The sequence below is a fragment of the Mesorhizobium sp. WSM4820 genome (genome assembly GCF_055811075.1).
Genome location: NZ_JBVVQN010000014.1, coordinates 22,376 through 46,650, shown reverse-complemented (window position 1 = coordinate 46,650; position 24,275 = coordinate 22,376). Strand labels below are relative to the sequence as shown.

Annotated in this window: 23 protein-coding genes; 12 read left to right on the top strand and 11 right to left on the bottom strand. The window is 62.8% G+C overall.

Annotated elements, in window-relative coordinates; all coding sequences use genetic code 11:
• Window positions 1-56: 56 nt before the first annotated feature.
• From AC0L2R_RS22015 to AC0L2R_RS21980, 8 genes are all read left to right on the top strand, one after another.
• Window positions 57-743, top strand: coding sequence for an HpcH/HpaI aldolase family protein (locus AC0L2R_RS22015; protein WP_473511521.1), 687 nt, complete (start codon window positions 57-59; stop codon window positions 741-743).
• A gap of 77 nt (window positions 744-820) precedes the next feature.
• Window positions 821-1,873, top strand: coding sequence for an NAD(P)-dependent oxidoreductase (locus AC0L2R_RS22010; protein WP_473511519.1), 1,053 nt, complete (start codon window positions 821-823; stop codon window positions 1,871-1,873).
• Window positions 1,874-1,987: 114 nt separating this feature from the next.
• Complete coding sequence (locus tag AC0L2R_RS22005) at window positions 1,988-3,643, top strand: extracellular solute-binding protein (protein WP_473511518.1); 1,656 nt, start codon at window positions 1,988-1,990, stop codon at window positions 3,641-3,643.
• 112 nt (window positions 3,644-3,755) lie between these two features.
• Window positions 3,756-4,697, top strand: a complete 942-nt coding sequence (locus AC0L2R_RS22000) for a carbohydrate ABC transporter permease (RefSeq protein WP_287242094.1) — start codon at window positions 3,756-3,758, stop codon at window positions 4,695-4,697.
• On the top strand, window positions 4,697-5,545 hold the full coding sequence (locus AC0L2R_RS21995) for a carbohydrate ABC transporter permease (protein WP_473511516.1): 849 nt from the start codon (window positions 4,697-4,699) through the stop codon (window positions 5,543-5,545). Before AC0L2R_RS22000 ends, AC0L2R_RS21995 begins: the two co-directional genes overlap by 1 nt.
• Window positions 5,546-5,556: 11 nt before the next feature.
• On the top strand, window positions 5,557-6,651 hold the full coding sequence (locus AC0L2R_RS21990; protein ID WP_091598167.1) for an ABC transporter ATP-binding protein: 1,095 nt from the start codon (window positions 5,557-5,559) through the stop codon (window positions 6,649-6,651).
• The gene (locus AC0L2R_RS21985) at window positions 6,648-8,627 is read left to right on the top strand and encodes a D-apionate lactonase family protein (RefSeq protein WP_473511514.1); all 1,980 of its coding nucleotides are present in this window, start codon (window positions 6,648-6,650) and stop codon (window positions 8,625-8,627) included. Before AC0L2R_RS21990 ends, AC0L2R_RS21985 begins: the two co-directional genes overlap by 4 nt.
• A 411-nt stretch (window positions 8,628-9,038) precedes the next feature.
• Window positions 9,039-9,827 carry a DUF899 domain-containing protein gene (locus AC0L2R_RS21980; protein WP_473511512.1) on the top strand — a complete coding sequence of 263 codons (789 nt, stop codon included), beginning with the start codon at window positions 9,039-9,041 and terminating at the stop codon, window positions 9,825-9,827.
• A 203-nt stretch (window positions 9,828-10,030) separates the two neighbouring features.
• Here AC0L2R_RS21980 and AC0L2R_RS21975 read toward each other — a convergent pair whose 3' ends face one another.
• The gene (locus AC0L2R_RS21975; RefSeq protein WP_287342711.1) at window positions 10,031-10,444 is read right to left on the bottom strand and encodes a MerR family transcriptional regulator; all 414 of its coding nucleotides are present in this window, start codon (window positions 10,442-10,444) and stop codon (window positions 10,031-10,033) included.
• Between the two features lie 75 nt (window positions 10,445-10,519).
• On the opposite strand from AC0L2R_RS21975, the gene AC0L2R_RS21970 reads away from it, so the two are divergent.
• The 3 genes from AC0L2R_RS21970 (at window position 10,520) to AC0L2R_RS21960 (ending at window position 13,693) form a co-directional block, all read left to right on the top strand.
• Complete coding sequence (locus AC0L2R_RS21970; protein WP_473511510.1) at window positions 10,520-11,002, top strand: methyltransferase family protein; 483 nt, start codon at window positions 10,520-10,522, stop codon at window positions 11,000-11,002.
• 51 nt (window positions 11,003-11,053) lie between these two features.
• Window positions 11,054-13,210: a heavy metal translocating P-type ATPase gene (locus tag AC0L2R_RS21965; RefSeq protein WP_473511509.1), complete on the top strand. Its 2,157-nt coding sequence runs from the start codon at window positions 11,054-11,056 to the stop codon at window positions 13,208-13,210.
• 288 nt (window positions 13,211-13,498) lie between these two features.
• Entirely contained in the window at window positions 13,499-13,693 is a 195-nt protein-coding gene (locus AC0L2R_RS21960; protein WP_419693617.1) for a DUF411 domain-containing protein, read from the top strand.
• A 205-nt stretch (window positions 13,694-13,898) separates the two neighbouring features.
• On the opposite strand, the gene AC0L2R_RS21955 is transcribed toward AC0L2R_RS21960, so the two are convergent.
• The 10 genes from AC0L2R_RS21955 to AC0L2R_RS21910 all read right to left on the bottom strand — a co-directional run bounded on the left by AC0L2R_RS21955 (window position 13,899) and on the right by AC0L2R_RS21910 (window position 22,865).
• Window positions 13,899-15,110: a ZIP family metal transporter gene (locus AC0L2R_RS21955; RefSeq protein ID WP_473511507.1), complete on the bottom strand. Its 1,212-nt coding sequence runs from the start codon at window positions 15,108-15,110 to the stop codon at window positions 13,899-13,901.
• A complete protein-coding gene (locus AC0L2R_RS21950) occupies window positions 15,107-16,234 on the bottom strand; it encodes a multicopper oxidase domain-containing protein (RefSeq protein ID WP_292601920.1) in 1,128 nt (375 codons plus the stop codon). Before AC0L2R_RS21950 ends, AC0L2R_RS21955 begins: the two co-directional genes overlap by 4 nt.
• A gap of 260 nt (window positions 16,235-16,494) precedes the next feature.
• Window positions 16,495-17,139, bottom strand: coding sequence for an SCO family protein (locus tag AC0L2R_RS21945; protein ID WP_473511506.1), 645 nt, complete (start codon window positions 17,137-17,139; stop codon window positions 16,495-16,497).
• Entirely contained in the window at window positions 17,136-17,681 is a 546-nt protein-coding gene (locus AC0L2R_RS21940) for a TlpA family protein disulfide reductase (protein WP_473511505.1), read from the bottom strand. Before AC0L2R_RS21940 ends, AC0L2R_RS21945 begins: the two co-directional genes overlap by 4 nt.
• Entirely contained in the window at window positions 17,678-18,127 is a 450-nt protein-coding gene (locus AC0L2R_RS21935) for a c-type cytochrome (RefSeq protein WP_287219349.1), read from the bottom strand. Before AC0L2R_RS21935 ends, AC0L2R_RS21940 begins: the two co-directional genes overlap by 4 nt.
• On the bottom strand, window positions 18,124-18,258 hold the full coding sequence (locus AC0L2R_RS21930; RefSeq protein WP_287219350.1) for a hypothetical protein: 135 nt from the start codon (window positions 18,256-18,258) through the stop codon (window positions 18,124-18,126). Before AC0L2R_RS21930 ends, AC0L2R_RS21935 begins: the two co-directional genes overlap by 4 nt.
• Before the next feature lie 35 nt (window positions 18,259-18,293).
• On the bottom strand, window positions 18,294-18,734 hold the full coding sequence (locus AC0L2R_RS21925) for a DUF411 domain-containing protein (protein ID WP_473511503.1): 441 nt from the start codon (window positions 18,732-18,734) through the stop codon (window positions 18,294-18,296).
• Between the two features lie 26 nt (window positions 18,735-18,760).
• The gene (locus AC0L2R_RS21920) at window positions 18,761-20,242 is read right to left on the bottom strand and encodes a multicopper oxidase family protein (RefSeq protein WP_473511502.1); all 1,482 of its coding nucleotides are present in this window, start codon (window positions 20,240-20,242) and stop codon (window positions 18,761-18,763) included.
• 91 nt (window positions 20,243-20,333) lie between these two features.
• Window positions 20,334-20,669, bottom strand: coding sequence for a hypothetical protein (locus tag AC0L2R_RS21915; protein WP_473511501.1), 336 nt, complete (start codon window positions 20,667-20,669; stop codon window positions 20,334-20,336).
• Between the two features lie 222 nt (window positions 20,670-20,891).
• Complete coding sequence (locus AC0L2R_RS21910; protein ID WP_473511664.1) at window positions 20,892-22,865, bottom strand: putative bifunctional diguanylate cyclase/phosphodiesterase; 1,974 nt, start codon at window positions 22,863-22,865, stop codon at window positions 20,892-20,894.
• 334 nt (window positions 22,866-23,199) lie between these two features.
• On the opposite strand from AC0L2R_RS21910, the gene AC0L2R_RS21905 reads away from it, so the two are divergent.
• Window positions 23,200-24,234, top strand: coding sequence for a class I SAM-dependent methyltransferase (locus tag AC0L2R_RS21905; RefSeq protein WP_473494561.1), 1,035 nt, complete (start codon window positions 23,200-23,202; stop codon window positions 24,232-24,234).
• Window positions 24,235-24,275: the final 41 nt, after the last annotated feature.

The following is a 24,275-nucleotide window of genomic DNA, read 5'->3' as shown; positions in this document are numbered from 1 at the left end:
GGATTGCTCTTTGGGCGAAGGGGAAGAAATGTATGTCAGAGCCTAGTCTCAAGGGGTTGGCTGCGCACCGACGGGTCAAGCTCGGCACGCTCGTCGCCGAATTCGCGACGCCGGGAATCGGGCACATTCTGAAATCCGCCGGCTGCGACTTCGTCTTCTTCGATATGGAGCATTCGGGCTTCAGCCTGGAAACGGTGAAGAGCGCGATCCGCTATTTCGAGGCGGCCGACCTGCCGGTCATGGTGCGTGTGCCGTCGCAGGACTACCATTTCCTCGCCCGCGCCATGGACATGGGCGCTGAAGGGCTGATCGCGCCGATGGTGAGTACGGTCGAACAGGCTCAGCACATCATCAATTCGATGAAATACCATCCTGCTGGCGCTCGCGGCGTAGCGCTACAGATCGCGCATGACCGCTACCGTCCGGGCTCGGTCACAGATAAATTCGAAACGGCCAACCAGCGCTCGGTGTTTATCTGCCTGATCGAGACCGCCGACGGCGTCAAGAACATCGACGGCATCGCGGGACTGGACGGGGTCGACTGTCTGTGGGTCGGACATTTCGATCTGTCGGTCTCACTCGGTTCCCGGCGACTTCGCCCATCCGATCTTCACCGCGGCGATGGACAAGATCGTTGCCGCCGCCAAGAAGCACAACAAATCGCTTGGACGCCTGGTACCAACCGTCCAGCAGGGTCACGACTTTTACGCGAAAGGCTTCGATTTCATCTGTTATTCGGGTGACGTCTGGGTTCTGCACGATGCGATGGCCGACGCGGTCTCGAAGATCCGGGCCGGGTGCGAGTGAGGCGGAGGAGACGATGGCCAACACAATGTTCAGGGTGGCGCTCTCCGGTGATTTCCGCAAGCCGGACGGCGCGCCGACCTATCCCGACTTCGACCTGGAGCCGCTGCGCAATGCGCCCGGCATCGAGATGGCGTTCCTGGAGCCGAACAATCCGCTGCGCGGCGATCAGCTTGAGGACTTCGATGCATTGATCCTGCTCAGCCATCGCTTCGATGCGACCAGTGTCCCCAAGAGCGGCCGCCTCGCCGTCGTTGCCCGTTTCGGAGTCGGCTACGATACCGTCGACGTCGAGGCCTGCACCGCCGCCGGCATCGCCCTTGTCATCACGCCCGACGGGGTGCGGCGGCCGGTCGCCGTATCCGTCATCACCTTCATGTTGGCAATGACCGGCAAACTGCTCACCAAGGACGCGCTGACCCGCAAGGGGCCTGCCGGGTTCAATCAGCGTTCGGATCATATGGGCGTTGGTCTCGTCGGGCGTACGTTGGGGGCGCTCGGCATCGGCAATATAGGCGCCGAGGTCTTTCGCTTGGCCAAGCCCTTCGATATGAATTTCATCGCCCATGACCCATTCGCCGACAGCAAAGTCGCTGCCGAACTGGGCATCGAACTGGTCGAGCTGGAGGATCTGTTCCGCCGCGCCGATGTGCTGTCGGTGAACTGCCCGCTAACGCCTCAGACCCACCACATCGTCAATGCCGAGCGGCTCGCGCTGATGAAGCGGACGGCTTACCTGATCAACACCGCGCGCGGTCCGATCATCGACCAGGTGGCGCTGACGAAAGTGCTGCAGGAGCGCCGCATCGCCGGCGCGGGGCTCGATGTGCTGGAGCAGGAGCCGCCGGATGCCGACGACCCGATCCTCAAGCTCGACAACATTATCCTGACGCCGCACGCGCTCTGCTGGACCGACCAGTGTTTTGCCGGAAACGGTGCTGCGGATGTCAAAGCGGTCATCGAGGTGCAGCACGGCCGCGAGCCGCGCGGCGTGGTCAATCGCGAGGTGCTTTCAAGCGAGGCATGGAAGAATCGGCTGGCTGGTTTCGCCGCCCGCTTCGGGACATAGGAGTACGAGCATTCGGCGCGCCGCCGCGCCTTCGCGGCGGCTTCACGAGAGGAATGCTCGACCGCCGCGCCCGCGGACGAGTGAAGGCAAACGAAAATGGGAGGACCAAGTACTATGAACGATCATGAAAAACGTGACTTTCAGGCAGGCCTCGAAGCAGAGGTCGACGCCTTTATGCGCGGCGAAACCACCCGCCGAACTTTCATAACCCGCTTCGGCCAGATGACCGGCATGCTGGCGGCGTCCGGACCGATCCTCGCCATGATGACGGATTGGGCGCTGGCGCAGCAGAAGCTCGAACTGGCAGACGCCGCTTCACCGCTCGGCCAGGCGCAGGCGGCGGCCATGAAGGCGTCGATGGAAGGCCCGGCGGATGGTTCCGCCTTCCGCGCCGTCGAGGCGGCCAAGGCGCATTCGGGCGTCACGCTGAACATGACCTACGAGGCAGGCCTGCAGGCTCTCGACCCGCGCAATTTCAGTGGACCGATGTGGGAGCAGCTTACGGGCATGAAGTCGAACGTGGTCGAACTGTCGAACCCGGACCAGTACTCCAAGGCGGTTGCCGAGCACATTGCCGGCTCAGGCGCCTATGACGTCCTCGACATCTCGCCAGCCTGGACGCCGTCGCTAGCCGATGGCGGCGTCATCGCACCCCTCGACGATTACATCGCCAAATACATGAACCCGGCCGACCTCGAGGACTATCATCCTCTTTACAAGGCGCTGCCGACCTACAAGGGCAAGATCTGGGGCTTCTTCGACGACGGCGACATGTTCGCCCTCTACTACCGCAAGGACATCTTCGAGGATCCGAAGATGGTGGAGGCCTACCAGGCCAAGTTCAACGCCAAGCTGGCGCCGCCGAAGACCTGGGAGGAATATGCCCAGATCGCCCAGTTCATCACAGACCAGATGGCGCCGAACGTTTATGGCGCCGGCCATTTCCGCAAGGCGGGCAGTCCCGGCAACCAGTTCGACTTTCTGCAGCAGTACCGCGCCAACGGTGGAAAACTGTTCGGCGACGACATGAAGGCCGGCTTGGCTTCGGATGCCGGCGTCAAGACGCTGCAGAACATGATTGCAGCCAATGCGGCGTCGATCCCCGGCAACAATGAACTCGACGCCGTCTCGCTGTGGGCGGCGTTCCTGACCGGCAAGGTAGCGATGATCTACTCCTGGCCGCCGTCTGGCCGCATGGCCGCGAACTATTCGCAGTCGGCCACCGCAATCAACTTCATCCCGCAATCGCAGATCGCCGGCAAGGTCGGCTACGCGGTCGTGCCCGGCAATCCTGACCATGCGACCGGCTACAACAAGGCGCTGTCGGCGGATTCGGCGAACCCCGAAGCGGCCTACCTTTTCATGCAATGGGCCTGCTCGCCACCCGTCTCGCTTGCGCGCTGCATGCTGCCCTACGCCCTGCGCGATCCCTACCGCATCTCCCACTTCAAATCCGAGCTTTACGGCGCGCTGTTCCCGAGCGCCAAGGAGTATCTGAGCAATCTTAACAACTCGGCCAATGTCGGCCTCCTCGACCCGATCATGCCCGGCGCACAGGACTATTTCCTAAGCATCGACCGCATGTGCACAGCTGTGTGGGCCGGTGCGGATCCGAAGGCGTCGCTAGAAACAGCGGCGGCCGAGTGGAATGAGACGACCGACCGGCTCGGCGTCGATTCGCAGAAGGCATTCTACACCGAGTTCCTGAAACTGCCGGGTGCTACTGCCGACAACACGGTGGAGAAGCTCGGCATGGCGGTCACCCTCTGAGCTCGGCCTGCCTCAGGGACGCCGGCCGGCATTCTTGACCAAAATCGGTGTTGCGGGCGCTTGGTCCGCAACACCTCGTCGCAACCGCCAGGCAGGTTTTGGGATGTAATCGATGCAGCATACCGCAACCATCAGTCGCTTGAAGGCCGCCGGCGCCCCGCCACGGCTGTCGGGCTTCGCAAATTGGGCGGACCGCCACTTCAAATGGCTGCTGGTGGCGCCAGCAGTACTGCTGATCCTGGCGCTCTCGGTCTATCCGCTGCTGTTCTCGCTGGTCGTGTCTTTCATCAACTATGATTTCCAGGTGCCGGGCCACGCCTTTGTCGGATTGAAGAATTTCGAGCGCGTCGTGTTCGATCCCGTCGCGCGCTGGTCGCTTTTGCTGACAGCGTGGCTGTCGGGGATTAGCGTCGCTATCGAATTCGTTCTCGGACTTCTCGTGGCGCTGACCATGGTTCGCAGCTTTCCGGGCCGCGGCGTGATCATGTCGATCCTGATCGTGCCGCTGTTCATCAGCCCGGTCATCGTCGGCCAGGCCTGGACGCTGCTGCTGCAGCGGCCTTTCGGGCCGACCAACTACATCTTGACGCAACTTCTGGGGCAGGAGGTGACGATCGGCTGGATGACCGAATCGCCATGGCTCTATGTTTCGCTGATCATCGCCGATGTCTGGCAGTGGACACCGTTCATGTTCGTCATCCTGCTCGCCGGGCTTACCGCCATTCCCCCGAACCTTTACGAGGCGGCGGAACTCGACGGGGTCAATGCCTGGCAAGCGTTCTGGGCGATAACCCTGCCGCATCTTGCGCCAATGATGCTGCTGGCGCTGACCTTTCGGCTGCTCGATGCAATCCGCATGTTCGATACTATTTTCATCATGACCGGCGGCGGGCCAGGCACGCGGACCTACACCGCTTCCTACTATCTCTACACGGTCGGCTTCACCCAATTCCATCTGTCGCAGGCGACCGCCGGAAGCTGGTTGTTCCTGATCTTCACCGCGCTCGTGGTAATGCTGCTGGTGCGACGGCTTTTGAAGACGGAGCCGGTCTGATGGCGGCCGTCGCGCCTGTCCGTCGCCCGAAACGCCGGTCGATACCGGTCGGCCGCATCCTGCTGCTCGGCTTCTTCCTGGTCTTCGTGTTGTGGCCGCTCTACTGGATGTTCAACACCTCGATCAAGCCGAGCGACGACTATCTCACCGTGCCGCCCGTCTGGTTCCCAACCGCACCCACCCTTGTCCACTATGAAGCTGCGCTGTTCGCCTATCGCGGCCTCGACGGGCTGATCAACAGCCTGATCATCTCGCTGTCGGCAACGGTGCTCTCGGCCCTGTTCGGCACGCTGATGGCCTACAGCCTGGCGCGCTACAACACCGGCGGCCAGCATCTGTCGTTCTGGGTGCTGTCACAGCGCTTCCTGCCGCCCATCGGCATCGTGCTGCCGGTGTTCCTGATCTACCGCGGCGTTGGCCTCTACGACACGCATATTGGCCTGATCATCGCCTATACGGTGTTCACGCTGCCGGTGTCGGTATGGATGATGTTCGCTTATTTCCGCGGCATGCCGAAATCGATGGAGGAGGCGGCCCTTGTCGACGGCTGCACGCGGTGGGAGGCGTTCTGGCGCGTCGCAGTGCCGCTCGCCGCGCCAGGCATCGTCGCGGCGGCGGTCTTCGCCTTCATCGCCTGCTGGACGGAGTTCTTCTTCGCGCTGATTCTGACCAGCCGCACTGCTTTCACGCTGCCAACGGTGTTTCGCGCCTTCATCGGTTTCCAGGGCGCGCAATATGGCGAGGCGGCAGCCCTGGCCATCGTCTCCCTCGTACCGTCGATCGCGCTGGGAGTACTTGCCCAACGACATCTCGTGCGCGGGCTCACGCTCGGCGCTATTCGCGGATAGAAAGGGTCGGCATGGCCGAAGTCAGGATCACCGGCTTGCACAAGCGCTACGGCGCCTTCCATGCCGTGCGCGGCATAGACCTGGACATTCGCGACGGCGAGTTCACCGTGCTGGTCGGCCCGTCCGGCTGTGGCAAGAGTACGCTGCTGAGGACCATTGCAGGGCTGGAGGAGAGTTCGGAAGGCACGATCGAGATCGGCGGCGAAGTGGTCAACGATTTCCGACCGCGCGACCGTGACGTGGCGATGGTGTTCCAGGACTATGCGCTTTATCCCCACATGAACGTGGCGAAAAACATTGGCTTCGGCCTAAAGGCGCGAAAAATGCCGAAATCGGAGGTGGAGACGCGCGTCGCCGAGGCGGCGCGCATGCTTGGCATCACCCCGCTGCTCGGGCGCTTTCCGCGCCAATTGTCCGGCGGGCAGCGCCAGCGGGTCGCCATCGGCCGCGCCATTGTCCGCAGCCCGCGCATTTTCCTGTTCGACGAGCCGCTGTCCAACCTCGACGCGCAGCTTCGCGACGAGATGCGCGGCGAGATCAAGCGCCTTCACCAGGACATTGCGACAACGATGATCTACGTCACCCATGACCAGATCGAAGCGATGACTCTGGCTGACCGCATCGTGCTGATGCGCGACGGAATGATCGAGCAGCAGGGCGCGCCGCTCGAGCTGTTCGAGCGCCCCGCCTCGACCTTCGTCGCTGGCTTTCTCGGTTCGCCGCGGATGAGCTTCCTGCCGGGCACGCTGAAGTTGGACGGCAGCGCTGCCGCCATCCGGCTCTCCGAGGCGCTGCTTCCGGTCGCCCCCGGCCGGAGCCTGAATGGCGCCATTGACGGACAGGCGGTGCTGCTTGGACTGCGGCCAGAACATCTGACGCGCGCGCATGCTGCGACACCTGCGCAGGGCACGTTTCGCTACGACGCAACGATCGACCTGCTGCAGCCGACCGGCTCGCGCAGCTATGCGACCTTCCGCCTGGCCGGCGCGCCAGTGATGGCGGAACTGCAGGCGCACGACGTCAGTCGTCCCGGCGAGAGACTGCCGATCGACATCAACATGAACCGGGCCTCGATTTTCGACGCCAAGACCGAGAGAGCGATTTGACCACGGCAGCACCTCGAGGAATCCGCTTGTGTGGGACCGAACAGGTCGATCCGCAGTTGCGGACACTGCGCGCGGGACCCTTGTCGGTCGAGTTTGACAATGGGGCGATACGCTATGTACGGATCGGCGGGGTAGAGGTTCTGCGCGGGATTTCATTTCTCGTACGGGACGAGAACTGGGGAACCGAGACGCCCGTTCTCGATGACCTTCAGATCGATGAAAAGCCGGATGCGTTCAGCGTCGCCTATCGTGGAACATGCGCCGGTGCGTGCGGTCGGCTGGTCTACCAGGCGCGGATCGCAGGCGGGAGCGACGGTGCGCTGTCGTTTGTGGTGAAGGCAGAGCCCGAAACTGACGTATTGACCAACAGAACCGGCTTCGTCGTGCTGCATCCGATCGAGGGTTTGGCCGGCAAGCCGGTAAAGGTGCTGCACGAGGACGGTCGCGAAAAACTCTCGCTTTTTCCGGACACCATCGATCCTAGGTGTCCGTTCACCGACATTCGCGCGCTTTCGCACGAGATCGTGCCTGGAATCTGGGCCACATGCACCATGGAAGGTGACGCCTTTGAGATGGAGGATCAGCGCAATTGGTCCGACGCCTCCTACAAAACCTATGTCCGTCCCCTGCGTCGCCCGTGGCCCTACAGATTGCCGAAAGGCGAGAAATTCACGCAGGCCGTCCGACTTCAGCTGTTGGGAACGCTCCCTGCCGGGTCTTCCAAAAACCCCGATCCATCCATCAACCTGACGATTGGCAGAGCCATCGGTCGAGTGCCCCGCATTGGCATCGGCGTCGCTGCCGACGAGGCGAAGCACGCGTTTGAAGTCGCCGAGCTCATTCGACCATTGGCTCCGCAGTGGGTGGTCTGCCAAGTCGATCTCCGGTTCGGGCACGGCCAGGATGAACTTGAAGGTTACACCGCCCTGGCACAGTTGACCGGCGCTGGCGTCGTACTTGAGATCATCACCAAGGGCACGCTCGATCCTTTCGGCGAATTGGCGCCTCTCGCGGATGCTGTCCAAAGCCTTCGCCTCAATCCAGAAGCTGTCTCCGTCTTTCCGGCGCAGGACATGAAGTCGGTGCAGCCGGGAGCACCGTGGCCGGCGATGCCCACCTTCGAGCAAAACTACGCCGCCGCCCGCCGGGCTTTCCCCGGGGTGCCGCTGGGCGGCGGCATGGCCGCATACTTCACCGAGCTAAACCGCAAGCGTCCGCCAACCGGAGCGCTCGACTACGCAACCTTCACCACCTGTCCAAACGTGCACGCAGCAGATGATGTCTCCGTAATGGAGACGCTTCAGGCTATCCCCCATCTGATCCGCTCTACCCGTGCTTTCATGGGCGACCGCTTGCCCCTGCGTATAGGTCCCAGTCAGCTAGGCTGCCGCGAGAACCCCTACGGCAAGTCCACTGCGCCGAATGAAGCGAACGGTCGCGTCTGTCTGAGCCGCATCGATCCTCGGCAGCGCGGCCTGTTCAATGCGACTTGGACAGTCGGCTATTTCGCGGCCTGCGCGCGCGAGGGAATCGAGGCCGTCGCATTCGGCGACTTCACCGGCCCGTTCGGATACGTCTACAGGAAGGCCGATTTCGTGCAGCCGTGGTTTGACGAACAGGATGGCCGAATGGTGTATCCCGCTTTCCATGTCATGGCAGGCCTCTCAAAACTCAGTGGGGCCACCCTGCTGTCCGTGGCAACTTCCGGAGCTGACAGCATCGCGGCGATCGCGGCCGAAAAAGACGGGCGCACGACGCTGTGGCTCTCGAATCTTACTGCCAAAAAGCAATCAGTGCAGCTTTCGGATACGCCGAACAGCGCCCGCATTGCTCTTCTTGCTGCCGACCAGTTCGAGCGGGCGGCAGCCGATCCGAACTTCATGGAAAGTCCCGGAAGACGGTTGGATGACCAATTCATCTCTCTTGACGCCTACGCCGTGGCGCGAGTCGATCTCCACCGTTCGTCTTCGACATAGCCCGGTGGACGGTAGATTGGTGGGGTTGATGTAGCGGAGAACAGAGTCAACGTCCGCTCTTGCGTTCAGTGTCGGATGCCCGTTATGGCGCTCTTTGCTAGTTCCCGCCGACCAGTTCAAGCAGCAAGGTTCTCGGCCATTGGCGGCAGCCAGTCTGATTTGAGTTTGAGCCCAATCTTCGAAACGCTGCCCTCAAAATTTTGAATGGCGCCAGCGCCCCGGGGCATGCGGCGGGAGCACCGTCGCGCCGCGCCACGCGGTTCAACGCGCCGAGGGGATAATAGCGTCACACTTGTTACTCCCACTGGTCGTTTTCCGGTGCCAAACTATTTTAGGCCCAACAACCAGCGATGAGCAGCGAATGAGCCGTGCTTCAGCGACGCGGGAATTCGCCCAGATCAGGAGGAAGCCATGACTTCAGCAGCCAAGAGCGAACTGAAAAGCGGACAGACTGCCATGCGCACACCACCGGTGGTGTCGCCGCAGGAGTGGGAAGCGGCCCACGCGCAGCTGCTCGTGAAGGAAAAGGCCCAGACCCGCGCCCGTGACGCGCTGGCCGCCGAGCGGCGGCGGATGCCGTGGATGGCGGTGGAGAAGAATTATGCGTTCGAGGGGCCTGACGGGAAGGTGAGCCTGCTCGACCTGTTCGACGGTCGGCGTCAGCTGATCGTCTACCGCGCCTTCTTCGAGCCGGGAGTGTTCGGCTGGCCCGACCATGCCTGCCGCGGCTGCTCCATGGTGGCCGACCAGGTCGCCCACCTCGCCCATCTGAACGCCCGTGACACCACTCTCGTCTTTGTCTCGCGTGCGCCGCAGGCGGATATCGCGCGGTTGAAGGCGCGGATGGGCTGGGAGATACCATGGTTCACCCTCACCGACAGCTTCGACGCCGACTTCGGTGTCGACGAGTGGCACGGCCACAACGTGTTCATCCGCGACGGCGACCGCGTGTTCCGCACCTACTTCATCAACAACCGCGGCGACGAGCAGATGGGCGGCACCTGGAACTATCTCGACATCACGCCGCTGGGCCGGCAGGAGGCCTGGGAGGACTCGCCCGAGGGCTATCCGCAGACCCCGGCCTACAAATGGTGGAACTGGCACGACAGCTACGCCGCGGATCCGGCAGCCGACAAGAAGTGGGCCGAGGTTTCGGAGGCCGGAGAGGCGGCGTTCCGGGAGGCGAGCACGAAGCAATGAGCCAGACCTGATCCGCTGAGATCGACGGCGGCGACGGTCGGTCTGAGGGCCGGATTGACCGTGGCGCGAAGCGCCGCTGTGAAGAGCGGTCGCGAAGTCCGGAGCCGGCGCTCTGTGCTCGCCGTAGCGCGGTAATTCGGTCGGACGGGTCGGCTCCCTGCACAACAAATTACACAAAGCGAATGAGATGCGCCCTCTGACCTTCAGTGCTCGTGCCCGCAAAGGGAGTGGTCGGACAAGGCGCGGATGACATAGCAGTCTCCGACGGTTTCGCCCGTGCAGCAGGTAGCGATACGTTCGAGTTCTTCCTCCAACTTCTGCAGCTTTGCAATTCGCTCCCGGACGGAGGCGAGCTGCTCTTTGGCGATTCTGTCTGCATCGGCGCACGGCCTGTCAGCATGTCCGCTGAGATCGATGAGCTGCCGGATCGAGTTGATCGTTAGGCCAAGGTCGCGGGCGTGACGGATGAATGCCAATCGCTCTAGCTCGGCCTTCGCGAAGCGTCGCTGATTTCCCTCTGAGCGCTCCGGCGCTTCCAGCAGCCCCATCTGCTCGTAGTAGCGGATGGTAGGAGCTTTCACTCCCGTCCGCCGCGACAGGTCTCCAATCGAATACATCCGTCATTTTCCCCTTGAACCTCTAGTCACCAGAGCAATTAGGTTGTCTGGCAGAGAATGGCAACAGGTGAGATCATGACTGCGACTTCCGGCGAAACCCATGACCATCCCGGAGTGATCGCTCCTCCGGCCCTGGTGTTTGCAGGCTCCTGGGCCGCGGGCGTGCTTGCCGACAGGTATGCCAGCGGATGGCCGCTTCCGCCTGCACTCCCGGCGAAGGTGCTGGCAGTCCTGCTGTTCGGAGCAGGCGTCGTCTTCCTGGCGGGCGCGCTCGGGCTCTTCCGGAAGGCGGGCACCAGGCCGGAGCCATGGCAACCGACCACCGCCATCGTAACGAGCGGAGTTTACCGGGTGACCCGCAACCCGATGTATGTCGGCATGGCCCTTGTCTACGCCGCTCTCGCGCTCGCTCTCGGCAGCCTTATCGCTCTCACCCTCCTTCCCGCAGCCGTCCTCGTGATCCGCCGCGGCGTCATTCTTCGGGAGGAGCAATACCTGGAGCTGAAGTTCGGCAGCGAGTACCGCGCCTACAAGGCTCGGGTGCGGCGCTGGCTCTAGACAGAGAATTTCGCTTGAACCACTAGCTGCTTGAACTCCTGGGAATGCACCATGCTTGGAATGTCGACACAGACCCGTTACCGCGTCAGCGGCATGGATTGCGCGTCCTGCGCGTCCAAGATCGACACGGCGGTGCGGCGGATGGACGGCGTGGCGGACGTTTCCGTCTCGGTCACCACCGGCAGTCTGACGGTCACACATGCGGACTCCCTCACCAGCGACGCGATCGCGCGGCAGGTCTCTCGACTGGGCTACGGTGCGACGCCTTGGGACAGGGGGGAAGGCGAAGCCGCAAAAGGGCAACGGGACAGTCCCTCTTCGCACGAACATGCAACCGTTGCCGAGCAGTCTTGGTGGCGCTCCGGGCGGGCGAAACTGACCGTCGCCTCCGGAGCGGCGCTCGTTGCGGCCTATGCCATCGGGATTGCCTATCCGGACGGGGGCCACTGGCCGTTCCTGGCTGCCTTGCTGGTCGGGCTTGTGCCGATCGGTCGGCGCGCGGTGTCCGCCGCCTTTGCAGGTGCGCCATTCTCCATTGAGACACTCATGACGATTGCTGCCGTCGGAGCCGTGCTGATCGGGGCGACGGAGGAGGCGGCGATGGTTGTGCTGCTCTTCTTGATCGGTGAGCTGCTCGAAAGCGTGGCCGCTGGGCGTGCGCGGGCGAGCATCCAGGGACTCGCTGACCTCGTTCCGAAGACCGCGCTCGTGGAAAGGGATGGCGGAACAGTGGAGGTACCCGCCGCGATGCTGGCCGTCGGCGATCTCATCGTCGTCCGCCCTGGCGACCGCATTCCGGCGGACGGGGCAATTGTCGAAGGATCGAGCGACGTCGACGAGTCTCCCGTGACCGGGGAGAGCATGCCGAAGCGGAAGTCCGAAAAGGACGCTGTCTTCGCGGGCACGATCAGCACCGACGGTGTGTTGAAGGTCCGGGTGACCGCCGCGGCCGAAGACAACACGATCGCTCGCGTCGTCCGTCTCGTCGAGGAGGCGCAGGAGAGCAAGGCCCCCACCGAGAGGTTCATTGACCGCTTCTCCCGCTACTACACGCCGGGCGTTTTGGTGGTGGGCGCGCTCGTGGCCGCCCTGCCGCCGCTGCTGTTCGGTGCCGGATGGAACGAATGGATATACAAGGGTCTGGCCATCCTGCTGATCGGCTGCCCGTGTGCGCTGGTCATCTCCACTCCGGCCGCTGTCGCGGCGGGACTGTCAGCGGGCGCGCGCCGCGGCATGCTGATGAAGGGCGGAACCGTCCTCGAACGCTTCGGCAAGATCACAGCCGTCGCCTTCGACAAGACCGGCACCCTGACGAAAGGCAAGCCTGTCGTCACGGACGTGGTCGCCTACGGGCGGACCGAGCGCGAGGTGCTGTCGATGGCTGCCGCCCTCGAGCAGGGGTCGAACCATCCGCTTGCCGTCGCCATCCTCGAGAAGGCGAAGGCGAACAAGGCACCGATCCCTCCGGCCTTCGGGGCGAAAACAGTCTCGGGCAAGGGCGTGGAAGGCAATGTCGGGGGCGTGGCGGTATTTCTGGCTTCCTCCAAGGCGGCGGCCGAGCGCGCCTCGCTGTCTCCGCACCAGGTTGCCCGGATCGAGGATTTGAACGGCCAAGGGAAGACCGTTTCGGTCTTGCTGGCGGGAGAAGCAATCACGGGTCTGATCGCCATGCGGGACGAACCGCGGGCTGACGCCAGGGCGGGGCTGGCCTCGCTCAAGGCGCAAGGCATCAGGACGGTCATGCTCACCGGGGACAACCGCAAGACCGCGGAAGCGATCGCCGCGGGTCTGGGGGTCGAGGCGCGCGCTGAGTTGCTGCCGCAGGACAAGCGGCGGATCGTCGGCGAGATGCAGAAGGAAGGCTTCAAAGTCGCAAAGGTCGGCGACGGCGTCAACGACGCTCCGGCGCTCGCCGCGGCCGACATTGGCATCGCCATGGGCGGCGGCACCGCCGTCGCGCTGGAGACCGCGGATGCGGCAATCCTTCACGGGCGTGTCGAAGACGTTTCGCGTATGGTCACCCTGTCGCGGGCCGTAATGGCGAACATCAAGCAGAACATCGCGGTCGCGCTCGGGCTGAAGGCGGTTTTTCTTGTGACGACGGTGATCGGCGTCACTGGCCTCTGGCCCGCCATACTCGCGGACACGGGCGCGACCGTGCTCGTGACGGCGAACGCAATGCGGCTCCTCAGTTGGGGCCGCCAGTGAAAGGACAGGCACAATGACCAGATCCGGCGTTATCTCACAGTGGGTGCGGCGGGTAGCCGCGACGGTCGCCTTTGTCTCCTCCTGGGCTTGGCTTCGGCGACGCAGGCCATCGAAGCCCTGACAACGTCGGGATGTGGCTGCTGCATAGGCTGGGCGCGCCACATGGAGGAGAACGGGTTTGCTGCCGAACTCAAGAACCTGCCCATGGCAGACTTGATGCAGGTGAAGATCGGGGCTGGTCTGAAACCCGGCCAGACCTCCTGCCACACCGGGTAGATCGAGGGCTATGTGATCGAGGGCCATGTTCCCGCGCGGGAGGTGAAGCGCCTTCGGGCGGAACGGCCGGATGCGATTGGGCTGACGGTTCCGGACATGCCCTACGGGTCACCGGGCATGGGCGAGGCGGGGCCGGACGCCGATCCCTGTGACGTCCTTCTCGTGCGACGTGACGGCACGACGGAAGTGTATGCGCGGTACCCCTGACGGAGGCCGGAATGTTCGGCAGCAGGTCCGGACAGTGTTGCCCCATGCCCGTCTGGCCTGCTGTTTGACCAAAGCCCTGGCTTCAGCCGCTGTGCTAGCTGCGCAGGTGCTCACGTTCGGCTATTTGCCGCAACCGATCTCCGCGCCCGCAGTTCACAGGCGACAATCGGGCAGGAGCGACCGGACAAGCTGTCGCCGCGGCAGATCAGACTTTGACGAGCATAGCGGTCACATACATGAACGAAACGCCTGCCGCCAACCCCGCCATCGTGGCTGGCGCCGTGAGCGCCGCAGGGCCTCTCCCGTCCGACCTCATCAGGTACGCAGTGACCTCGACGATGACCTGCAGAATGGCTCCCGCTCCGACCGCGAGAGCCAGCGCCGACCACTGCGGCGCATAGGCCAGGCTTCCGATCCAAAGTCCGATGACGGCGGGACCGCCGGCCAGAAGCGCCAAGCCGACGAAGGTCCACAGAGGCGGGCGCTTCTTCAGCATCGGCGCGGAAATGCCGATGCCTTCGGTGATGTTGTGCAGCATGAAGCCCAACACCAGGAAAGTGCCCAATCCGGCCGCGCCTGCCGCGAACGCAGCGCCGATGGCCAGCCCCTCGCCAAGATTGTGCAGGCCGATTCCAAGCGCGATGAAGGTGGCGAGCGCAAGTCCGGTCGGCACTCCGTCCCGGCGGCCGGCCGCCATCAGCAGGAGGAAACTCGCAACGGCTGCGAGGACGACCATGGCCTGTCCCTGGAATATTGCGGCGGACTCGGCCGCCAGTTCGAAAGCTTCGGCCGCTGCGTCGACTAACAGGAACGCCAGCAGGCCGACAGTCAGGGCGAGCAGGAAATTCATGCCGCTGCGGCCGACTCCGCGCAGCGCTGGATAAAACATCATCCCGATGGCGACCGGAACGAGGCCGACTAAGACACCGAGCAGCGCCTGGGAAGCAAGGTTCCCTGCGTTCCGTGTCGGGGTCGACACAGCGACTGCGATCTCGTGTTCGAACGTCGCCCCGGTATTGGTGACGATGTTGATGGCATGCGCCTCCCCCAGCACCCAGGGGAAGGGCAGATGGATCCATGCGGTAGCGCCGCGGGCGAGCGGTCCTGCGGGTTCCTGCGTGAACTGCCAGTATGCGTCGTCAACCTGGACCTGGGCGATCGTCATCGGCTCCGAGCCGCCGGCGCGGACGAGGACGCGTATGCCGTCCGACGAAAGGACCGTCCGCTCGAAAGTCAGGCTCTCCACAGGCGGAGCGCCGTTCCCGAAGTTTCTGAGCGGGTCAGAGAGCAGCAGCCAGGTGATCGCCAGGGCGAGGGCGGCCAGCGGCAGGATCAGCCACAGCAAAGCGGCGCGCGACTTTCCGGAGCCGACGGGAGCGGTCGGGTCGGCCGCGGCGATGTGCGAGACCTCGTTCATGCGACCGCCTCCACCACGTCGAACATGCCCGTCCAGCCGAGTTCGGTGAACTCCGACTGGTGCGGGTGGAACATGTAGAGCCCGGTCTCGTGATCCTTGTAGGTAAACTCGAGGATTCCGCGCTGCGCCTGCACCTGAGTGATCAAGTCGACCGTCCTCAACGTCGGCGTGAGCGTCGTCCCCTGTTCGAAATAGTCGAAGAAGTTGGCGTGCAAGTGGAACGAGTTGATGGGATCGAACTCGACGACATTGGCCAGATAGATGCGGACTGGGCGGTTGCGGACGATCCTGATCGGCCGCTTCATGTACGCGTGTGCGACGGTATTCACCGCATAGACTTCGTTCCCGTTGTCGAAGTTGGTGTCGAAGCCGTTCATCACCATGGCGAATTCCTGCCATTCGGCGTTCTCGGGCGTGCCGAGCAAGCGGGAACGGGCAACATCGGCAAGCTCCGGATGGCGGGCCGGATCCGGGTCGATGACGAACAATCCGTACATGCCTTTGTGAATGTGCCGCTTCAGGGGCAGCGCGTGGCAGTGATAGAGATGGCAGCCGAACGGCCTGGCATCGAACTCATAGACGAATTCTTCTCCCGGACCGATCAATCCTGCACCGGGGACGCCGTCCATCCTTGCGGCGTGGATGCCGTGGAAGTGCATGGAGTGGGGATGCGAGCCGGAGTTGCGGAAGACGATCCGGAGGTGCTCGCCTTCGGTCGCCCTGAGCGCAGGCCCGGGAACGCGTCCGTTGTAGGTCCAGGCCGGGAACATGATCCCCGGCGCGATTTCGATTTCCTTGTCGACCGCCTCGATCTCGAAAGTCCGAAGGATTCGTCCGTCGGGAAGCGTCGACACCGAGCCCGTTTCCCAGTCCGTCACCATCCGGGAAGGATCGAAGCCGTTGCGCTCGTTGTCCACCTCTCCGACGGTGATCATCGATCCGTGGGCGGCCAAATGCGCTTGAGGCGGTTCAGCGCCCGCGGCCGACGTGGCCCCATGGTCGGAATGGACCGATTGGCCAGCCGCCGTTCCCGCTATCGCCGAGCCTCCGGCCGCCGCCAGGCCGCCCCACAGCAGCCCACGCCTGCTGATCCTTTCGCGGAACCACATGCTGACCTCGGACATAACCGCCACCATAAATGCAAATGCGAATGAGTTGCATTAGCACCAATCGGATTGTTTCGCAATCGGAGCAAAGCCTGAAAAGGGCGGAGCGAAGCGGCATCAGGTGGCAAAAGATAGATCGGAGATGTCGAAAGCAGGAATCCTGTCCCAGCCCCGCTGGCGCGGCGGCTCATGAGCGATCCGTGCGCTGTTTCCGTGTTGTTCCCCAACCAGACAACCTACGAGGGCGTCCGGCGGTAGTGCTGGATCAAGTCAATTGATCACGGCCGATTCACGCTGTTCGTCAGGCCATTGACGTACATGACCAGGTTCAGCGGATCGAACCTGAGGCCGTGGAACTTGGCCGCGAAGCGCCCGCCGCGGTCGATCACGTGCGTCACCAAGCCATGCATCTGCTGGCCGCCTTCGAGCGGATCGAAACGGACGTTGTATTGCTCGGACAGCTTGCGCGTCGCATCCTCCGCCTGCCCTTCGCGGGTGGTCAGGAAGGTCCAGTTGCGCGGGTCGAGCCCGTGCGCTTCGCCGTATCCCTTCATGACCTCGGGCGTGTCTAACTTCGGGTCTGTCGTCACCGTCAGGAACTGCACCAGGTCCTTCATGGGCGTTTCGTTGACCATCGCCTGGACGCGGGCGATCAGGTCGGAGTGCAGCGGGCAGACGTCGGTGCAACTCGCGAACACGAAATTGAGTACAACGACCTTGTCGGCGAAGTCCGAGAGGCGGACCGGATTGCCTTCGTCGTCGGCCAGATCGAATCCCGGCGCTGCGGGAGCGTCGATCGCCTGGAAATACTTCTCCTCGCTGCCCATAAGCCTGTCGAGATCGGCGCCCGGATGATGGGCAAATGCCGGAAGCGCGAGGACAGACGTGACGGCCATCGCGGCGAGAAGTGTTTTTCTGTTCATCTCCGTTCTCCGGTTTGGTCGAGTTCTCGTACGATGATCCCTTCGAAGAAGGAAACCATCTCGGGGGTGTCCCATTCGGCGGGTCCGGCGAGCCGCGCGAGCTCGTTTCCGTCGGGGCCGATCAGAAGCGTGGCTGGCAGGCCGAACAGTCCCAACGCGCGGATCGCAGTCCCGTCCTGGTCGATGAAGACGGGGAGTTTGACCCCGATCTCGTCGAAGAACTTCCGGACTGCGGCGGCTCCCGCTCGGTCCACCGAAAGGGCGACGACATCGAATCCGTCGCCGCCGAGCCGCCCCTGAAGGCGGTTGAGCGTGGGCATTTCGGCCCGGCAGGGCGCACACCAGGTCGCCCAGACGTTGAGCAGCACCATCTTGCCGCGCCAATCTTCGAGAGATTGCGGCTCTCCCGCCTCGTCGGCGAGGATGAGTTCGGGCATGGGCTGCGGCTCCTCGTGCAGCGGCATCACTGTCGGTTCCTGCGCGTGCGCGTTGCCCACGGCCACAACGACGGCAAGTATCAGCGCCGACAGGATCGTCTTCACTGCGTCTTCTCCTGCTCGCGGCGGCTCATCTCCGACTGGTAGGCGCGCTCCCGCTCCGGCCATGTGCTCTTGATGAAGGCGAGAACGGCGCGGATCTCCTCATCGCTCAAAATGTCCTCGAATCCCGGCATGTCGCTAGCGTACCCGTTGCCCACCACGGCGGCTGGACCCTCTTTGGTGATCCGGAACAGCACCCCGTCCGGGTGGTGCCAGGTGTGCCCGGACGCATCGTGCGGCGGGGCGGGCATGCGTCCCGAGGGAAGCTGCCTCTTCCAGTCAGGCTGGCCTTCGAGGCTGGCCCCGTGGCAGGAGGCGCAGTTCGCGGAATAGAGCTGCCTTCCCCGCGCAATTGCCGCGGCCTCGCTTGCTCCGAACGACCAGATCAAGGCGATGGCGGCAACTCCCAAGAGCGCCGCGAAGCCGAGGATAACAGCCTGCCTGCTCATTTGCGGCCGCTGAAGAACAGGTACTTCACCAAGGTCGCGACCGCGAGAACGAGCGCAACTACGAGCAGGAGCCAGCCCACACCCATGCCCAGCATCATGCCGCCCATGCCTTCCATCATTCCGCCGTCCATCGTTGTCGGCTCCTTTTCCGCGTCTCGTTGCAGGCCTATTCCCGCGCGTATACGCCGCCCACGCTGCCAGACTTGGTGATCTCCAGCATCTCGAACGGCGCTTCCTTGGTGCCGCTCATTCCCGGCGAGCCCATTGGCATGCCGGGCAGCGTCACGCCCTTGATGTCGGGCCGCTCCGTGAGCAGCTTCTTGACCGTGCCGACGGGGACGTGGCCGCTGACGACGTAGCCGTCCACGAATGACAGGTGGCAGCCCTGGAATTCGTCCGCGATGCCTGCCTCGCGGCTCATCTCGGCGAGGTCGTGGGTGGCCTTGCTGGTGACGGTGAAGCCGTTCTCCCGCAGGTACTCGGCATAGCCTTCGCAGCAGCCGCACTGCGGGTTCTTGTAGAGGGTGACGTCCTTCTCGCCCGCGAGCGTCGGGACGGCAGCCCAGACGAAGGAAGCGAGGGCGACGGCATTCAGGATAGTACGCATTTTCGGTTCTCCTTTTGAGGGATTGGTCAGGCGACGCGGAAGACGCCCATCATCCCGGCGGCCTGGTGTTCGAGTATGTGGCAATGGAGCATCCAGTCGCCCGGATTGTCGGCAACGAGGGCGATCTCCACCCGCTCGCGCGGAGACATGAGCACCGTGTCCTGCCACTCGCGGTGCTTGCTCGGCTTGCCGTTCCGGGAGATCACCCGGAAGGAATGGCCGTGCAGGTGGATCGGATGATGCCAGGCCGTCGCGTTGGTCATCGCGATGGCATGGCTCTTGTCCCGCGCAAGCGTCAGCATCGGGTCCATGACGTGCCCTTCCGCCGCGATGCCGTTGATGAACCAGATGCCGCCGGAGTGCATCATGTTCATCATGCCGCCCATGCTGCCCATCATGCCGCCAACGGCGCCGGGGGAATGCTTGCGCGTGTCGCCCATGCTGCCGCCCATCTCCTGCATGACCATGGCTCCCATCATGCCGCCGTTGAAGGTGACCTCGTGCCGGACGGCCGATGCAAGGTCCGGCTCCGGCAGCGGGTTGGGCGGGAGGGCGACAGGCCAGTCGGGAGCCGCCTGCCTGAGCGGATTACCGGCATAGGCTAGGTCGACCAGGCGGTATTCGAGGCCCTCGTAGAAGCGGTCGATCACGGAAACCCGGCTTCCGGCGTCAGCCGTCATGTCGAGGATGAGGTCGGCGCGCATCGCGGGCCCCAGCACGACCAGCCCGCCTTCCGGCGCATGCGGCTCCACTGGCTGCCCGTCCAGCGCAATGATAGCAGGCTGATGGTTCCCGAAGTCGAGGCCGAAAATGCGGGCGTTGGCGGCGTTGATCAGCCGCAGCCGGATGCGTTCTCCCTTTCGCACCTGAAAGACATCCGGCACGCGGCCATTGATCGTGACCGTGTTTCCGACCCGGCCGTTGTGCATCATGTCATGGCGGTTGCCGAAGTCTTCCCGCATCTCGGCGGTTTTGGTCAGCCGCCAGTCGGACAGCACCCATGTGACTTCGCGGTCGACCCGGATGGGATCGGCTTCCTCCACGATCAGCGGGCCGTAGAGGCCTCTGCCGACCTGCTCGAAACTGCGATGGTGCGGATGGTACCAGAAGGTGCCTGCGTCGACGGCATCGAACTCGTAGGCAAAGGTCTCGCCGGGCGAGATCGGCGCCTGCGTGAGGTGCGGCACGCCGTCCATCGCGTTCGGGACCCGCAAACCGTGCCAGTGCACCGTCGTCTCTTCGTTGAGTTTGTTCTCGACCGCCACCCGCAGGCGTTCTCCCTGGCGGATGCGAATTTCCGGACCGGGCAGGCTGCCGTCATAGCACCAGATGGGGGTATCGCCATGCGGCTCTGGCGCGATCTGGGCGCGTCCCGGTCCGGCGCGGATCCGGAACTCGCGAAGGCCTGCGGCGTCGGATCGCGGTGGAAGCACCACGCCCGCCGAAACGGCGGCGGCCGATGCGAGGAAGGTTCGACGCGTCAGCGCCGGCACACGTGGATAGGGCATTGGATCAACCATTCCGGAATAGGCTTTTTTTGACGCGCGGACGTAGCCGGGCGCGTCGACGGGTCGGTCGCGAGCGGATGCCGCGGCCGCGTCAGCTCAGGAAGGTGGTTCGGGGAGGATAGGGCTCAGGCGGACCGGTGCGGCCGTCGGACGGTTCTCCGGGAGGCAAGGATACGATACCGGCGAAATGCGGCAGCTCGGCCGCGGCAGGCGTGCAGATCGCGACAAGCGAGGTAACGCAGAACTGGTCGCATGCCGACGTCTGGCCGTCATCGCCGGGACAGTCCTGGCAGTCGGGCATGTCGCCGTCCATCTCAGCCATCGACATCTTCAGGGACATGTCCGTCAAAGCCGCGGCATGCGCCGCCGTGCCCGTGGCGAAGGCCGCGAGGAAGACGACTGCGAGGATGCGAACCAGCTTGCTCATTAGAGTGGACAGTAGTGCTACCTATGCAATGTGTCCATATTCGGTGGCCACCGCCGAACGTGCTGCCTATCCGGGCGACCAGCGGATCATCGCGTTGGCCAACTTCATGGCGCCGGAGTCAGCGGGGATGCGTAAGGCGATTAATGGGCGGTAGTCGGCTTCGACGCCTAAACCACTGCGTGTACGGAACGATGACGGCCCGCGGCAGCCGCTCGCCGCTATTCATGCCGACTTGACGATCGACAATGTGCGTTTGTAGGTGGCCGGTTTGGTGCGGAAATTCGCGGCGGGAGCAGGGCGGCCGACGTGAAAGCCCTGGATCTTATCGATGTCGAATTCGCGGATAAGGGCCAGCTGCTCGTCGGTTTCCACCCCCTCGATCAGGATTTTATGGCCGCGATTTCGCACCAGGGCAATAATGTCCTGCAGCATCGCCTTGCCCCTTGGGGTGCCGCAGTCATGCAGGAACGAGCGGTCGATCTTCACCGTATCGAAATCGATGAGGCGAAGCCATGAGAGGCCCGCGAAGCCCGTCCCGAAGTCGTCAAGCCATACCCTGACCCCCAGCAGCTTCAGGTCGCTGATGCAGCGCAGAATGTCGGAGTGCATCTCCATCTCCAGCCCTTCGGTGATTTCGAGGGCCAGCCTGCTGCCGGCGACGCCGGTCTCGCTCAAAATCGTCGCAACCGAAGCTGCGAAGCCGGGCGTCTTGAGCTGAATTGGAGAGACGTTGACGCTGACGACACGGACGTGATCGTCCGCCAGGAGTTCAGTGCACACTGTCCTTATGGCCCAGCGCCCGAGTTCCAGGACCGCGCCGGTTCGTTCCGCAACAGGAATGAACAGACTCGGCGGAACCGATGTGCCGTCCAGCATTTTGAGGCGCATCAGAGCCTCGACGGCTTCAACCCGGCCAGACGCCACATTCTGGATCGGCTGATAGACGAGTGAAACGAGATCCTGGCCGATCGCGATCTTCAGCAAAGCCGCAATATTCTCGCTCTCGTCGCTGCTCTGGGGATCGTTTGGATCGAACAGCCAGGTACAATTGCGACCGCCTGCTTTTGCCAGATAGAGCGCACGATCGGCCTCGTGGATGATCTTCTCCAGCTTGGCGCCGGTCTGCGGCCTGGTGAAGGCAGCACCAACGCTCACCGTCACCACCGAGGTGCCGTCCCTGCGCTGCTGGTGGGGAAGCGCGAGGTTCTCCACCGTGCTTCGAATGGCTTCCGCGAGACCTGCAACCTGTTCCTTTTTCTCCATGCGAGCCAGGACGATGAATTCTTCCCCGCCGTAGCGGCCGATTGAGCCATTGTGGTGCTTGATCATTTCGGCAAGGGCATTGGCGACAAGTATCAGGCAGCGGTCGCCTTCCTGATGTCCGTAGTAGTCGTTGAACCTTTTGAAGAAGTCCACGTCGATGAGTATCGCCACAAAACCGCTGCCATGCCTTTGCCAGTCGCTCCAGTAGTCGCGCAGCTTCTCGTCAATCGCCCGCCGGTTCTCCAGACCCGTAAGCGGATCGGTTCTCGACAGACTCAACAGCGCCTGTCCGCGCTCGGTGGCTTCCTTGTGCTGGATTTTGGCTTCGAGGGCGTTGAGGAAGACGTTGTAACGTTCCTCGTTCAGCTTCCAGTTTACGTAAGATGTAAATGTGAAGCATGATATGTAGAAAGTTCCAAATACCATCTTGTATGCTAATGCGGAAGGCACAAAGTAGTTTACAATATACAGTATTATTAGAATTATACTTGAAGTCACGATAGACAGGCTGAATTTAAACGTAAAAAATAGATTTGCGCTCATCATAAAGATGGTGCCGAAGACCATGTAATAAGAGACGCTTTCCTTGTCCGCGCCCATAACCGCTGGGGACAACCAACCAACATAGCCAAAGATGATGGCAGCGGCGCAAGTCACGTCAATCCATTCCGTGGCGACCCCCCGGCGAAGTTGTGCTTCCAGGGTTAACAGCGCCGTCACTCCGACCGCGAAGCGGGCCGTGATCGTATAGAGTGCGACATCCGGTATCAGCAGCAGATCCGTTGCCGAAAACAGCAGGTAGATGGTAACGGCGATCCAAAGCCCCGGCCTGGCGTCCATTCTTCGCTTCGCCTGGCCTTCCTCTCGGTAGAGTTTGCGGAGCTCGTCGGACCGCGGCTCGTAGCGCCGCTCAAGCGGTTCCGCATGGGCCATATCGGCCAATGCGGATGACGCATATTCGTTCGTCACCCTAAGCCCCATTTGAACCGGGCTTTGCATGCCGAACTCATTTCTAGCTTCTGCCCCCACGCCGGCCGACTCCTCAGGCGCGACAGCGAATTGCGGCGCCTCGCAAGCAATATGCAGTCGCGCATATAGGTTTGCGTTAACTCGTATCGGGAATCTGACCCGCAAGGCGTCCAAAAAATCAGCATGGTTGGCGGGAATTTAACGACACCGCTAAAATGCCGGAGATGTGTCTTGGCAAAGATAAAATTTTAGGCAATATCTAACTATATCTAGTTAAATGTAATTATGGAGTTCTGCGGTGGCAACCATCCTCGATGGCAAAAGTCTGATTACTGCCGAGATGATCGCCGCCAGTCTCCCTCGAAGAAAGCTCGAGCCTCATAGCGAAGCGTTCGAAACCGCCCGCGTCGAGCTTGCACTCATTCTCCACATCACGCACCAGCAGATCGAGCAGCAGAAGGACCCCGCGGAGGTCATTCGCCGTCTGATGTCGCATCTCGAAGCAATGCGTATCAAGGTTCATCCGGACGTTTGGCAAGCATTGATACCGGTGGTGCGGAACCACCCGGTCCTGGAGTACTTTCTTGAAGATCCGCTCACGCGGTGGTCCCACGACAAGCCCAGAGGTTATTCCGGCGACGCACAGTTGCTCGACTACATCTATTGTGATCCGCACGTGGCGGAGAGCGTGGCAAACGCCTCGGAGGTCGGCAAGGCGCTCTACAGGCATACCAAGGATGTGCCGTCGTGCGTCGCGGCGCGCGAACGACGCGATCTTTTGACCCGATATGTCGATGAGATTGCGACCAGGAATGGGCCTCAAACCGAGGTCCTGGCGATTGCGGCCGGCCATTTAAGGGAGGCCAATCGCTCGGCCGCCTTACAGGAGGGCCGTCTCAAGCGCTGGGTTGCGCTCGATCAGGATCCTCAGAGCGTTGGATTGATCACGCGCGACTTTCAGGGCACTGCGGTAGAGGCCATCGACGGCTCGGTGCGAACCATGCTCACGAGAGGCCACAAGCTTGGCAAGTTCGATTTCATCTATGCCTCCGGCCTTTACGACTACCTTGCGCACAACGTCGCCGTGAAGCTCACGAAAACCTGCCTGCAGATGTTGAAGCCGAACGGGACATTCCTCTTCGCGAACTACGCCGAGGGCAACCCTGACGCCGGCTACCGGGAGACGTTCATGAACTGGGTGTTGCTGCTGCGGTCGGAGGCCGATATGTGGAACATCATCAATGCCAGCGTCGACCGAAACACCGTCGAGGCGCAGGTGTTCTTTGGCGAGAACCGCAACGTCCTCTACGGCGTCATCGAAAAGCGCGGATAACGACCGCCTTGGGCTGCAAGCTTGTCGGCGGTTGGCGGCAG